Annotated in this window: 9 protein-coding genes; 6 read left to right on the forward strand and 3 right to left on the reverse strand. The window is 59.7% G+C overall.

The window, feature by feature from the left end; all coding sequences use genetic code 11:
* Positions 1–138: 138 nt before the first annotated feature.
* Positions 139–5,502, forward strand: coding sequence for a beta strand repeat-containing protein (locus tag HNQ64_RS02315; protein ID WP_184204821.1), 5,364 nt, complete (start codon positions 139–141; stop codon positions 5,500–5,502).
* On the opposite strand, the gene HNQ64_RS02320 is transcribed toward HNQ64_RS02315, so the two are convergent.
* Complete coding sequence (locus tag HNQ64_RS02320; RefSeq protein WP_184204823.1) at positions 5,465–5,806, reverse strand: putative quorum-sensing-regulated virulence factor; 342 nt, start codon at positions 5,804–5,806, stop codon at positions 5,465–5,467. The genes HNQ64_RS02315 and HNQ64_RS02320 overlap by 38 nt on opposite strands.
* Before the next feature lie 128 nt (positions 5,807–5,934).
* Complete coding sequence (locus tag HNQ64_RS02325) at positions 5,935–6,579, reverse strand: hypothetical protein (protein ID WP_184204825.1); 645 nt, start codon at positions 6,577–6,579, stop codon at positions 5,935–5,937.
* Between the two features lie 161 nt (positions 6,580–6,740).
* Between HNQ64_RS02325 and HNQ64_RS02330 the strand changes: the two genes are divergently transcribed.
* The 5 genes from HNQ64_RS02330 (at position 6,741) to HNQ64_RS02350 (ending at position 12,803) form a co-directional block, all read left to right on the forward strand.
* Positions 6,741–8,381, forward strand: a complete 1,641-nt coding sequence (locus HNQ64_RS02330) for a peptide chain release factor 3 (protein WP_184204827.1) — start codon at positions 6,741–6,743, stop codon at positions 8,379–8,381.
* A gap of 128 nt (positions 8,382–8,509) precedes the next feature.
* Positions 8,510–9,121 (forward strand): sigma-70 family RNA polymerase sigma factor, encoded by a 612-nt coding sequence (locus HNQ64_RS02335; RefSeq protein ID WP_184204829.1) that lies wholly within the window; start codon positions 8,510–8,512, stop codon positions 9,119–9,121.
* Positions 9,105–9,749 carry an anti-sigma factor family protein gene (locus tag HNQ64_RS02340; protein WP_184204831.1) on the forward strand — a complete coding sequence of 215 codons (645 nt, stop codon included), beginning with the start codon at positions 9,105–9,107 and terminating at the stop codon, positions 9,747–9,749. Before HNQ64_RS02335 ends, HNQ64_RS02340 begins: the two co-directional genes overlap by 17 nt.
* Complete coding sequence (locus tag HNQ64_RS02345; protein ID WP_184204833.1) at positions 9,746–10,246, forward strand: hypothetical protein; 501 nt, start codon at positions 9,746–9,748, stop codon at positions 10,244–10,246. The genes HNQ64_RS02340 and HNQ64_RS02345 overlap by 4 nt, the downstream gene beginning before the upstream one ends.
* A gap of 274 nt (positions 10,247–10,520) precedes the next feature.
* Positions 10,521–12,803: a bifunctional SulP family inorganic anion transporter/carbonic anhydrase gene (locus HNQ64_RS02350; protein ID WP_184204859.1), complete on the forward strand. Its 2,283-nt coding sequence runs from the start codon at positions 10,521–10,523 to the stop codon at positions 12,801–12,803.
* A gap of 59 nt (positions 12,804–12,862) precedes the next feature.
* On the opposite strand, the gene HNQ64_RS02355 is transcribed toward HNQ64_RS02350, so the two are convergent.
* Complete coding sequence (locus HNQ64_RS02355; RefSeq protein WP_184204862.1) at positions 12,863–13,612, reverse strand: HAD family hydrolase; 750 nt, start codon at positions 13,610–13,612, stop codon at positions 12,863–12,865.
* Between the last annotated feature and the right edge of the window lie 19 nt (positions 13,613–13,631).

Raw genomic sequence — 13,631 nt, forward strand, 5'->3', positions numbered from 1 at the left:
CCCTCAGGCTCGACTGACTTCGGGGTCATTTTCCGGCCACAGAACTACCGCCAGCAGCATCTCCCTATAAAAATGCTGGAATGTACCCCCTTCACTCGTAGTCTTACGCTCCCCCAACCCGCCAACTTTCCCCCCGCTATGCGTCAACTGCTTTGCAGCCTGATTGGTTTTTTCGTCGTCTCATCCCTTTCTGCCCAAACTCGCACCTGGACGGGTGCCGGTGCGGATGACAACTGGGGCACCGCAGCTAACTGGGGCGGCACCGCCCCAGTGGCAGGCAACAGCATCGGTTTTGCGGGTACCACCCGACTGAATACCATCAATAACCTGGCAGCAGACACGAACATTGCCGGGATCTTTTTTCTCTCAGGCGCAGGCACCTTCAACCTGGCTGGAAACCGCATCACGCTCGGCGGCAACATCACGCAAAGCGGCACGGCGCTCCAGACCATTGATCTGAACATGGTCCTGAGTGCGACACGCTTTTTCACACAGGGTTCCGCCGCTGCGACGACGACCGGGAATATTGTGGTCAATGGGGTGGTCAGCGGTTCAGGCGGCTTGGTCAAAGCAGGAGCCAACACTTCCAATACCACTTTGCATAACACCCTGACACTGACTGCTGCCAATACTTACACGGGCGGCACCTATGCCTCCTCCGGGTCATTGACCCTCTCCGGAGCAGGCTCCGTCCTCAATAGCAGCGGTATTTATGTAGATAACGGGGCGGCGATCGGCAGCATTTATTCCATGGGCGGGCGCTTGCTCCTAGATAACTCCGCAGGGAATTTGAACCGCCTGGGTGACACCACACCTGTGTACCTCCGTGCGATCGGCAACCTTCAACTCACCGGCAACGCCACAGCGGACACGACGGAAACGATTGGCCAGATCAATCTGGGCAGCACGGTATCCGGGGGGCGTGGCATCATCACGCTGGATGGCACTGCGGCGGGCCGCCTGCACACCCTGGCAGCAGCGGGCCTAACACGCAATACCACCAGTACCCTGCTGGCCCGTGGAACGAATTTGGGGCAGGCAGATACGAACGCCACCCGCATCACCCTGGCCTCCACCAGCGGCCTGAGTTTTGTTGGCACCAGTTCCGCCAGCGGCCTCACACCGGGATCGGTCAAAGACATTCGCATTGTCCCCTACATGGTCGGAGACATCACCGCGACTGGAAATGGATCCAGCTTCGTCACCTATGACGCTGTCAGTGGTTTGCGTCCATTGGCTGCCAGCGAATACACGGTCCTTTCTGCGGGCTTCGTCAACACGCCGACACCTGAAAACACCACCGGTTTCAACGGCACCATCACTTCGGCAAGTCCCACGGTGAACTCCCTGCGGTTCGTCCATACTTCAACAACCACTCTGGCTGGTACGGGGACGCTGTCGATTGCCAGCGGCGCACTGGCGAATTTTGGCACGGCAAGCACGGCCATCAACGGGTTCAGCAGCATCACTTTTGGGGATGGCACTTGGAACGAAGGCGTCATCACTTCCCAAGGAAGCGTCCTCACCATCAATTCTCCGATTCATGTCACGGGCGGCGGTGGCATCACCAAGGCTGGGGCCAGCGAAGTGGTACTGACGGTGGCCAATACTTACACCGGTGAAACCAACATCCATCAAGGGCGGTTGACCATTTCGCATCCGAATGCCCTGGGCAGCACCAGCGGGCGCACCGTGGTGAGTGCCTTGGATGGCGGGCAGTTGGCGTTGAGCAACAACATCTCTGTTGCTGAACCCATCATGCTGGTAGGTGAAAATGGCGGCTTTGGTGCAGCCCTGGTGAACCTGTCCGGCACCAACACCCTCACGGGCTTGCTGTCCATGACAGGGAGTTCTCGAGTGAGCATTGGCGGCATTTTGAACGTGACCGGCGGCATGAATGTGGTCACGAGCGCGCAGTTGGTCATCAATGGCAGCGGCACCCTCAATTTCAGCGGTCAGCCTGTGGTACTGGGATCCACCGGTAATTTTTACATGGACTCGAACATGCTGACCACTCTGGGCTCAACAGGGCACTTCTGGAATGCGACCCGCGTGTCAGCCAGCGGCACAGGAACTATTTTACGGATGATGGGTGAGAATGCACTGCCGGAACGCAGCGAATTAATCCTGGGCGTCAACTATGCGCTGAATGGCAACCTGGATCTCAATGGCTTCAACCAACTCGTCGGCTCTCTGTATTCGGGCTCTTCTGGCACTGGAACGACGACGACCGGGACACGTGTCATCACTAGCGCCACGCCTGCCACTTTGACCGTCAATCAGTTCACCACCACGACGTATGACGGTTTTTTCAGCGGGGCTGTTTCCCTGGTCAAATCAGGCACCGGATCCCTGGCGCTCATGGGTAACAATACCACGACGGGTACGACCTCCGTGAACAACGGCACGCTTATTTTGGACTACACCACCGCCGCCAATGGCAGCAAGCTGGCAGATGGAGCGGCCCTGAATCTGGGCACCGCCACCTTGCAACTGGATCGCACCGCGACGTCGGCAGGCTCCCATGTGGAAGTGGTCGCCTCCACCACGTTGCAGGGGGCAGCAAACATCACGCGCCTCGGTGGCACCTCCAGCCTCCAGCTCAATGAGATCACCCGCGAGGGCGGCACCCTGAATATCGCTGCGGCAGGCATTGCCACCACGGATACCCTGAACAATGGCGCGGGCATGCTCGGCACTTGGGCCACCTTCGGCGGCACGGATTGGGCGGTGAACTCTACGAATGCCGCAGATGGAGCCATCACCGCCTTCACCGGTTACAGTGACATCAACCGACTGGGCACCAGCGCGGTACCGAACACCTCTGCGGCCAACGTCCGCATCATCAATGGCGGAACCGCAGGCAACATCACCCTGGCCGCCGCCGTCACGGACATTCAGAGCCTGAACATGACCGCCAATGGTGGCACCACCACGATTGACCCTGGCACAGGCGAAATCCTGCGCCTCGGTGCCCAAGGCGGCATCCTTCACGCCACTGGGGCTAGCGCCCTCCTCATCGGCACCGCAGCCAATGATGGCACCCTCACCGCAGGGGGCGCACCGGACACCGCTGGGGAACTCATCATCCAGCGCTGGTCCACCAACGATCTCACCCTCCACTCCACCATCGCCAACAACGGCACGGGCGTGGTCTCCGTGACCATCGGCGGCAGCAATGGCACGACAGGAGCCACCCGCCTCACCGGCACCAACACCTACACAGGCCGCACCACCCTTTTAGCAGGCCGTGTCATCATAGACGCCGAAACGGCCCTGGGACTGAATCCCGCCGCCTTCGCAGCAGATCAGCTCACCCTCAATGGCGGCACCCTTTCCACCGCCACGGCCTTCTCCCTCGATGATACCAATCGCGGCATCACCCTGGGAGCCTCCGGCGGCACCCTGGAGGCGACCTCGGCAGCGAACGCCCTGGCCCTCACCGTCGCCGTACCCATCACGGGCAATGGCCCTCTGAACAAAACCGGCACGGGTGATGCCCAGCTCAGTGTCGCCAATAGCTACACCGGCCATACCTACGTGAATGCAGGCCGCCTGCGCATCAGTCATTCTTTAGCCCTGGGCACCTCCGCCAGCGGCGTCACAGTGGCCAGTGGAGCAGCCCTGAGACTGGAAGGCACGGGCCTAACCTTGGCCGATCCGATTTTCATCGCCGGTCAGGGAGCCAGCAGCGCCGGGGCTTTGCAAAGCAACACCAGCGGCAACAGCATTGTCTCAGGGCTGATCACCATGCCAGCTACGGGCAGCACGCGCATCACCGCCACCAACACCGGGCGGCTCTTTGTCACGGGCGGGTTCCGCAGTGCCGCCTCCAGCACCTCAGACTCCCTCATCGTCGTCGGTGGTGTCACCTTCTCAGACAATCCGGTCAACATGTATACAGGCCGCCTGGAACTCGTTTCCGGCACCAATCAGCCCACCATCGCCGTCGCAGGCAACACCTACGGCGTTTTGAACTCCGGCTGGGGTGCCCTTTCCCAGGTCACCGTGAGCAACGCTTTCAGCCCCACAGGCGCATTGGAGCTGGGCTATCACACCACTTTCAGCGGTGCCTCACCGAACACCACCTTCAATCTCAATGCCACCCAGCAGACCGCCTCTGAGCTGCGCACCGGGGCCATCTCCATCGGCTCCGGCGGTTATGCCACACCTACCCGCATTCTCACAGGCACGGCAGGCTCTTCACTGACCCTCAATCAAACCACCAACAGCCTCTTTGATGGCAGCCTCCAGGGAGCGGTGTCCTTGGTCAAAAACGGCGATGGCATTCTCAGCCTGCAAGGCAACAACACCACCACAGGAGACACCGTCCTGAATGCAGGCGGAATCGAACTCCGCAATTCTGCGGGAAATGTGCAATCTGGCACCGTCGGCACCAGCACCACCGTCGGCACTGGAAACTTTACCACCGTCCTCACAGGCCTAACCAATGCCACGACCACGCTGCTGGTGGGGCAACCTGTGACTGGCGCGGGCATCCCTGCGGGTTCCTTCATCGCTTCCATTGATAGCAATTCCCAAGTCACCATCCGCTCCACCGTCGCAGCCACCGCAGGCAGCACCAGCGCCACGTTTGGAGCTGTGACCGGAGCCCTGACCAATAGCACCCTGGACTATCGTGGCGGAGCCCTCAGCTTTGGCGTCACCACGGCTGCCACCACCTTGGGCGGCATCAAAGGCACGCAAAATCTGAACCTCACCAACGCAGGCAACAATCCCGTGGCACTCACCGTCGGCGGCAATAACCAGTCCACCCTTTACAGCGGCGCCATCAGCGGCAGCGGCTCCTTGATCAAAACCGGAACTGGCAGCCTGGAACTGACCGCCGCCAGCACCCACACAGGCGGCATCACCGTGAACAACGGCTCACTGCTCGTGAACAATAGCAGTGGCTCTGGCACAGGTTTCGGCACCGTCAGCGTCCTCACGGGAGCCACCCTGGGCGGCACCGGCAGCATCGGCTCCGCCAGTTCCACCGCCAGCATCACCCTCAATAGCGGCGGCACGCTGCGCATCGGCACCAGCCATGGTGGCACCGGCGGCAGTCCGGCAGATCTCGAGCTCGCCACCAGCGGCCTCGGCACCCTCACCCTCAGTGGCACCGTGCAGTTTGATCTCTTCTCTCGCTCCGCTGGAATCAACAGCCTCGAAAACAACGACCTGCTGCGCCTCACCTCCGCCACCGCCGTCAGCCTTTCCGGCACGCTGGAGGTTCTCAACAGCACCGGCAGCGATACCACCACGTGGGCTGCGGGAGATTCCTGGAGATTGTTCGACTGGAGCGCTGTCAGTGCTGAAACCCAGCACAGCGGCAACTTCAGCAACCTCATTCTCCCCACCCTCAATGCTGGGCTCGCCTGGGATACCAGCGCCCTCTTCACCACCGGGTTCATCACCATCACGCCTGAGCCCGGCCGCGCATTCTTGCTCGCCATCGGCGGGTTCAGCCTTCTGCTGCGTCGTCGCCGCCGGGTGGGTTGAGCCCCTCCCACACACGCCGCTTTTTCGGCCGCAAGCGCGTGGGCCCGCCCCGTTGCTTGCGGAAGATGTCGAAGACGATGTCGGACCCATCCACCTTCATCTGGTGGACCATTTGTAGCAGGGTGCCCAGCCGCCCTTTCGGAAATCCGGCTTTGTTAGCAAACCAGCCCAGATACTCCGCTGGGATGTCGTAAATGGGCACCCCATAGGGCGGATGATTCTGCGGCCCATACTTCCCAAAGGGCATGTGAGTCCGCCCGATCTCTTCGAGATCGCGTTTCATCTGGGCGGCTAGGTCATCCATATCCCCAGTGTCCAGTCGGCCGTTTTCAGTGTCCAGTCATTGTTGACCGTGGATGCCCAAGAGGCGCTGGATTGCCATACACAAACAAGGCTCGCCCTGATGATTGCCCGAAAGAAGCCAGAGCCGCATCACTCCAGCGCCCACACCTTCACATTGTCCAGCGCGACTTCTTCGCCATCTTTGCCACCCATACGAAAAACGAGGCCCGGCTTTTTGACTCCGAAGTCGGGTGCGCTGGCCTTTAGAGATTCCTTACCCGTGACGTGGGCGACGACGTCGTTGCCTTTGCACTCCAGCAACAGGGTGTAAGTCGTATCAGGCGCGAAGTCCGTCTTCGCCGTGGCGTGGGTCTTTGTTTTGGAAGCTGGATTTGACTTGTCGTTATGCTCGATCAACGACCAGCTTTTGGGCGTGACCACAACGGAAAACAGGTGGCCTTTTTTCTTCAGTTCCCCTGGAGCGGGATCATAACCGAGATTGATGACCCGCATGGTTCCCAGCTTGAACTCCATCTGCACCGCGCAGTCCTGCAAAGGCAGGCGGTAGCGGAACGCGCCGATGTGCTTGTCACTGGATTTCTCGCCGGCATGAAGTTGACCTTCGACAATGCGCAGGCTGCCCGTGTTAGCATTCCAACCCTTCGGCACCTCGGGGCCTGAAAAGGTCTCCTCCAGCAAAAGCTTGCCCTTGTTTCCCAGAGTGGGTTCCAGATCTGCCCCGAGGGCGGGCAAGGCAGCAGCAGCGAAGGCGAAGAGAAAGGAGGTGATTTTCATGTCCAGGTCACCCATGCAAACGCCGACGATCCCGGAATCTATGCGGCATTTCCCCGTCTCTTTGGAACCCCTCCTTCCCCGTACGCGCCGCATCTCCCAGGAATCGTCCTTGAGAAAAGCTGCGAGGGAGGCGATGAAAGCCGCCCCCGTTTTCCACCGCCATGTCCGAAGTCGCCGCCAAAGCCCCCCACGAAGTCAGCCGCCGCCGCACCTTCGCCATCATCTCCCACCCGGATGCCGGGAAGACCACGCTGACGGAAAAGCTACTCCTCTACGGCGGGGCCGTGCAGCTCGCCGGCAGCGTGACGGCGCGCAAGAACCAGCGTGCCACCACCTCCGACTGGATGGAACTGGAAAAGCAGCGCGGCATTTCTGTCTCCTCCACCGTGCTCCAGTTTGAGTACAAAGACTGCGTGGTGAACCTCCTGGACACCCCCGGTCACAAAGATTTCTCGGAAGACACTTACCGTGTGCTCACCGCCGTGGATGCCGCCGTCATGGTCATTGATGCCGGTAAAGGCATCGAAAGTCAGACGCTGAAACTCTTCGAAGTGTGTCGCCGCCGTGGCGTCCCCATCTTCACCTTCATGAACAAGCTGGACCGCCCAGCGCGCCCACCTTTGGAACTGCTGGATGAACTGGAGCGCGTGCTCGGCATCGCCGCCTGCCCCATGAACTGGCCCCTCGGCGATGGCGTGGACTTCAAAGGCGTCTTCGACCGCGAGTCCAACCAAGTGCATCTCTTCGAGCGCACCGTGGGTGGTAAATTCCGTGCGCCCGTGAACGTCAAAGGCATCGAAGATGAAAGCGTGCGCGATGCCCTGCCGCCCCTGGTTTACCAGCGTGTGGTGGATGAGCTGGACCTCCTGGAAGGCGGTGGTTCCCCCTTTGATTTTGAGCAGGTGCGCAAAGGCCAGCTCTCCCCCGTTTTCTACGGCAGTGCCATGAACAACTTCGGCGTGCAGATGATGCTGGACCGGTTCCTAGAGATCGCCCCACCGCCAGCCCCGCGCATGTCCGGGGAGGATTTCATCGAGCCGACCAGCCCCGCCTTCAGCGGCTTCGTCTTCAAAATCCAGGCGAACATGAACCCGAAGCATCGCGACCGCGTGGCCTTCATTCGCATCGTCTCCGGCTGCTTCCAGCGGGACATGACCGCCGTGAATACCCGCACCGGAACACGCATGCGGTTAGGCAACTCCCAGCGCCTTTTCGCCCAAGAACGCGAAACCGTCAATGAAGCCTGGGCAGGCGATGTGGTAGGCTTGGTCGGTAACTACGACCTGCAAATCGGCGATACCCTGTCTGAAGAAAATGGCGTCAAATTCGACGAGATGCCCACCTTCCCACCGGAGTGTTTTGCCTACCTGCACAACGAAAACACGTCGAAATTCAAACGCTTCCGCGATGGCTTGGACCAACTTCTCAAAGAAGGCGTGGCCCAGCCCTTTGAACTTCCCGATGCCGCCGTCCGCGTGCCTCTGCTGGGAGCCGTGGGTCCTCTCCAGTTCGACGTTTTGAAATATCGCCTCGAAAGCGAATACAATGCCGAAGTGCGCCTGGAATTCGCCCCCTGGACGCTCGTCCGCTGGCTGAAGGACAAGGACGCCGCCGAAGCGCCAAAACCTGTGCGCGGCCAGATCGGCCCACCGCGCCCAAACCTCGTCGCCTCCTATGACACCACCCTGGCTCAAGATGCCTATGGCAACTGGGTGGCCCTGTTCGGCGACAAAATCAGCCTCGGCTACTTCGAGTCCAAGAACAGCGAGAAATTCCACATCAGCCCGTTCCCCATCCAGTAACGCTGGCTGGAGGAGGGCTTCTTGTGTCGTTCTTGATGCATCTCTTTGACTCCCGTCGTTATAAAGGCGAGGATTCTTTTGAATAAGGCGTTTCCTGCGCCCGTCATAGCCTCTGCCACTCCTAAAACATGCCCGCCTCCACTGCGCCTGATCCTGGCGAAGTCCCGGACTCCGACCTGGTCAAGCGCTGCCAGGCGGGCGACACACGTGCATTTGACGTGCTCGTGAACCGTTACCGGGGGCGGATTTACGCCATGACTTATCACATGATCCAGAACGAAACTGAGGCCTGGGACCTCGCGCAGGAGGCCTTCATCAAGGCCTGGCGCGCCCTGCCGCGTTTCAAGCTGGATTCCAGTTTCTACACTTGGCTCTACCGCATCGCCCACAACGTCACTTACGACTACCTGCGCAAGAAACGCATCCAGGGTGAAGGTGAGTTTGACGACTCCCGCACAGAGCACAAAGCCGCCGCAGGAGCCGAAACCGTGCCGCATGGCGATGCCGCCCCAGACACCCTTTTGAAGAATGCGGAACTCGGGGACCGCATTCGCGCCGCCATCGCCCAGCTCAGCCCGGATCATCGGCAGGTGATCGTGCTGCGTGAGGTGGAAGGCCTGCCATACGAAGAAATCGCCGCCACCATCCCCTGCTCCCTGGGCACGGTGATGAGCCGCCTTTTTTACGCCCGAAAGAAACTCCAGGAACTGCTGAAGGACACCTATGAAAACGCCACCTGATGACCACGATCTGATCCGCTGGCTGGATGGAGAAATGGACGCCGCTGAAAGCGCGCGCTTCACCCTCCGGCTGGAGTCTGACCCCGCCCTGAAAGCCGAGGCCGACATGATGCAGCGCATGTGCGCAGACGTCCGCACCGCACTCCCGGTGGAAATGCCCGTGCCTTTTGGTGATTTCTTCAATTCCCAGATTCAGATGCGCATCGCTCAGGAGCAGCCAGCCCTCCCGGAGCCCGTGGCCCGGGCCAGTTGGCTGGACTGGTTCCGCCTGCCGGGCTTTGCCACACTCGCTGCCGTCACCGCTGCCGTGGTGGTCGCCGGGGTCATGATTGTCCGCCAGGACGCCACTGATGGCAGCGTCGTGCTCAGCAGCTACGCGCCAAATCAGAGTGTACAGGTCAGTTCCTTCCACTCACCAGAGGCCCACGCCACAGTGCTCATGCTCAATGGCCTGGAGGATGTGCCTGCGGATCGTAAGATCGTCGGTTACCACATTGAGCGCAGTGAGACGGAGCAAGAAATCGCCACCACCACTCTTTATGGGGAGCGTGGTGAAGTTGTGCTCGTCGTCGCCAAAGATGCCCGCAATCAGCCTCGCCTTCTGGCTGCTGCCAATCCACGCGGATGAGATCTCTCCTTGCCATCGCCGCCCTGGCTCTGACCGCCTTCACAGGGGCTCTCGCCCAAAGTGCCGCTCCACCTGCCACCCAGCAGTTGCCGACGGTCAAACCGGCGACGGATGGGAAAGTCTGGGGAGCGCTCATCTTCGCCTCCAATGAAACCCCTAAAGGTGGCTCCAACGAGCAACCTCCCGCGAAGTTGGCCGATCTCTCTCAGCGTTTGGGCAAAGTCTTTCCTTATAAGCACTACGAGATCCTGGGCCAGCATCTCCAGGATGTGTTTCGCGAATACGAATCCTGGGTGGTCCCCTCCAAGGACCTGTTTTTGAAAGTGGATTCCAAAGGGCCCGCCACAGGGGGTGGGGTGAATCTTCATCTGCAATTTTGGCGTGACCAGCAAGTCCTGGTTAAAACCGACGCCGTTTTACGCTCCGACAGCCCCCTCTTTATCGGCGGTCCGAAATGGCGGGATGGTCAGCTCATCTTTGTGCTGGTACTTCAGTAAAGTCTCAACTCGAGCCGAAGGCCCTTGCTAAAAGCAGGTGTGAAGATTTTTTCACGGAAAAGGGTTTTTTTTGCCTGCATGGGCCTTATTCATGCGAAAAAATCTCGTCAGGCTCTACAAAAGGGCATTTTTTCGCTGAAAATAAAGGATTCCTTTACACCTTTATAAGACATGATCGGGCATAATTTTAGCGGATAAAGGTTGAACGATGTGCGTTATTTGCCGTCCCAATTGGACCTTTTTGGTTTCCAAGAACGCCCCGATTCACTGAACAATGACAAGCATCAATCCCCTCTCCCCGAAAACGATCCCACGTGACCTCACGTCGGGGTTGGTCGTCTTCCTTGTTGCCCTTCCCTTGTGCTTAGGGGTGGCTCTTGCCTCGAATGCACCGCTTTTCTCAGGCATTCTAGCCGGTATCGTCGGGGGGCTGCTGGTGGGGATGCTCAGTGGTTCTCACACCAGTGTGAGCGGCCCTGCCGCCGGTCTGACGGCCGTGGTCGCCGCACAGATCGCCGCTCTGGGTAGCTTCGAAGCTTTTTTGGTGGCCGTGGTCATGGCAGGGGTCATCCAAATCGTGCTGGGCATCTGCCGGGCGGGTTTCATCGCCGCCTTTTTCCCTTCCAGCGTGATCAAAGGCCTCCTCGCTGCCATCGGGGTCATCCTCATCCTGAAACAGATCCCTCACGTCCTCGGTCATGATGCGGACCCCATGGGTGATAAGTCCTTTATCCAGCCAGACAATGAGAACACTTTCTCTGAGCTGGCTGAAGCCTGGTTTGACATCCAGCCCGGTGCAGCCCTGGTAGGTCTGCTTTCCATCCTCCTTTTGGTTTTTTGGGACAAGATCAAAGTCCTGAAAAAATCTCCCGTACCAGCACCGCTGGTGGTCGTCATCTTCGGTGTGGCGATGAGTTTGCTCCTCCGCAAAATGGGTGGGGATTGGGTCATCGAAACCAGTCACCTGGTGCAGGTGCCGGTGTCGAACTCGCCAAAGGAATTTCTCGGTTTCTTGATCTTCCCAGACTTCAGCGTGCTGGCAAATCCCACGGTCTATATCGCGGCCGTTACCATCGCCATCGTCGCTTCTTTGGAAACGTTGCTGAACCTGGAAGCCGTGGACAAGCTGGACCCCGAACAGCGCAGCAGCCCACCGAACCGTGAGCTCTTGGCCCAGGGCATCGGCAACGTGGCGGTTGGCCTCATCGGCGGCTTGCCCATGACCAGCGTCATCGTCCGCAGTTCCGTGAACATCAATGCGGGGGTGAAGACCAAACTCAGCTCTATTTTCCATGGAGCCCTGCTCCTGAGCTGCGTGATGTTTGTCCCCACCCTGCTCAATGAAATTCCCCTGTCTGCCCTGGCCGCCATCCTCTTGATGACAGGTCTGAAACTCGCCAGCCCGAAACTGCTGAAGCAGATGTGGGGCGAAGGCCGCACCCAGTTCCTGCCCTTCATCATCACCGTGGTCGCCATCGTTCTCACGGACCTCCTCGTCGGCATCCTCATTGGCCTGGGCGTCGCCATCGGCTTCATCCTTCACAGCAATGTACGCCGCCCCATCCGCAAGGTCATGGAAAAGCACGCGACGGGCGACGAAGTGCTCCGTATCGAGCTGGCAAACCAGGTGAGTTTCTTCAATCGCGCCACGCTGGATGAAACCCTGCGCAGCGTGCCGCGCGGTGGTCACGTCCTGCTGGATGCCCGCAATACGGACTACATTGATCCAGATATCCTCGATCTCATCACCGACTTCAAGGACACCACGGCCCAAGCTCACGGGGTGCAGCTCAGCCTGACGGGTTTCAAAGAGCGCTATCCGCAGCTCGAAGACCGCATCCAGTTCGTGGACTTTAGCAGCCGTGAAGTGCAGGATGCCCTCACCCCTCAGCGCGTGCTGGAAATCTTCCAGGAGGGCAACGATCGCTTCCTGAGCGGCACCCGCCTCAGCCGTGATCTGGGCCGCCAGGTGGATGCTACCTCCCTGGGCCAGTTCCCCATGGCCGTCGTGCTCGGCTGCATTGACTCACGCGCTCCGGTGGAGTTGATCTTTGACCTCGGGCTGGGAGATGTGTTTACCATCCGCATCGCTGGCAACATCGCCCGCGACAAAGTGCTGGGCAGCATGGAGTACAGTTGCGCTGTCGCCGGGGCTAAGATCATCTTGGTCATGGGCCACACCTCCTGCGGGGCGGTGAATGCGGCGGTGGATCTCATTTGCAGCCATAAAACGGCCGCCGAGGCCACCGGCTGTGTGAACCTGGACTCGCTGATTACGGAGATTCAAAAGTCAGTGGATCTCAGCACCTGCAAGACCCCAGATCAATGGCTGGCAGGCGAGAAAGCAGCCTATGCGAACGAAGTCGCTCGCCGCAATGTCTTGCGCACCATGCGCAAGATCCGCGAGCGTAGCTCCACCATTGATAACCTCGTACGCACGGGCAAAGTCGCCATTGTCGGAGGGATGTATGACATCTCCACAGGCAAGGTCTCCTTCTTCCAGACGCCTGAGTCCAGCTCCAACCCACTACCCATCGCCATGGCGACGGTGGTCTAAGGACTCTCGGAAGATCTCGATTCATCATCCAGGTGCTCTTCGGGGCACCTGGATTTTTTTTAGCGGGCCGGGCCGCGCTCGCCATGCAGTCCCAGCATCTGCCTCAGGGCCGAGAGCATATCCCCCACCTTTCCCCAGTAGGGGCGGCGTGGAGTGACCACCGTGACATCATGCTGAGGAAAGTGCTTCTTCAGCCCACCACTCGGATGTACGAGGATGCGGTTGCCACAAAATTCCAGCAGGGGGATGTCTGCGGCGCTATCGCTGTAGGCCCAGCAGTGGAAGCGCTGCTCATCCGTCAGCGCGGCGACTCCAGGCACCGAGGCTTTCATGGCCGCAATCTTCGCCTCACGCTTGTTGTTAGACCCGACTAAAGGCGGGCGCAGGGGCACGATGTTGCCGATGTGGAAACGCGTGGCCACACAGTGATCGAAATCCAGCACAGCGGCGATTTCTTCGGCATAAAAATCCGGGCTCGCCGTATTCAGCACCAGCTTCCGCCCTTGGTGTTTGTGCCGCAGGATCTCGGCCCGCATTTCCGGGTAGATCCAGGTATCCACACAATCATGGGCAAAGTCACGCGCCAGGCGGCGCAGGTGCGCGCGCTTCATCCCCCACAGGTAGGAAAGGAAGGCCCGCTTCGCCGTGGCGGTGCTCACCACCCCCACCGCACGACCCAGGGCATAGGGGACAAACCAGGCATGCAAGACGATACGCCAGGGATGCCGATGCAGCACAAAATTGCAAAACAGCGTCTGCGTATCAAACGGCAACAGCGTGTGGTCGAGATCGAAAAAGGCGTAGCGCATCGGGAGAAAGGCTCAACGC

The sequence above is a fragment of the Prosthecobacter dejongeii genome, assembly GCF_014203045.1.
GTDB classification, from domain to species: Bacteria; Verrucomicrobiota; Verrucomicrobiia; order Verrucomicrobiales; family Verrucomicrobiaceae; genus Prosthecobacter; species Prosthecobacter dejongeii.

Excerpts from the sequence above, each read along its gene's own strand:
- HNQ64_RS02315 (WP_184204821.1), top strand. The coding sequence starts at position 139 with ATGCGTCAACTGCTTTGCAGCCTGATTGGTTTTTTCGTCGTCTCATCC.
- HNQ64_RS02320 (WP_184204823.1), bottom strand. The coding sequence starts at position 5,806 with ATGGATGACCTAGCCGCCCAGATGAAACGCGATCTCGAAGAGATCGGG.
- HNQ64_RS02325 (WP_184204825.1), bottom strand. The coding sequence starts at position 6,579 with ATGAAAATCACCTCCTTTCTCTTCGCCTTCGCTGCTGCTGCCTTGCCC.
- HNQ64_RS02330 (WP_184204827.1), top strand. The coding sequence starts at position 6,741 with ATGTCCGAAGTCGCCGCCAAAGCCCCCCACGAAGTCAGCCGCCGCCGC.
- HNQ64_RS02335 (WP_184204829.1), top strand. The coding sequence starts at position 8,510 with ATGCCCGCCTCCACTGCGCCTGATCCTGGCGAAGTCCCGGACTCCGAC.
- HNQ64_RS02340 (WP_184204831.1), top strand. The coding sequence starts at position 9,105 with ATGAAAACGCCACCTGATGACCACGATCTGATCCGCTGGCTGGATGGA.
- HNQ64_RS02345 (WP_184204833.1), top strand. The coding sequence starts at position 9,746 with ATGAGATCTCTCCTTGCCATCGCCGCCCTGGCTCTGACCGCCTTCACA.
- HNQ64_RS02350 (WP_184204859.1), top strand. The coding sequence starts at position 10,521 with ATGACAAGCATCAATCCCCTCTCCCCGAAAACGATCCCACGTGACCTC.
- HNQ64_RS02355 (WP_184204862.1), bottom strand. The coding sequence starts at position 13,612 with ATGCGCTACGCCTTTTTCGATCTCGACCACACGCTGTTGCCGTTTGAT.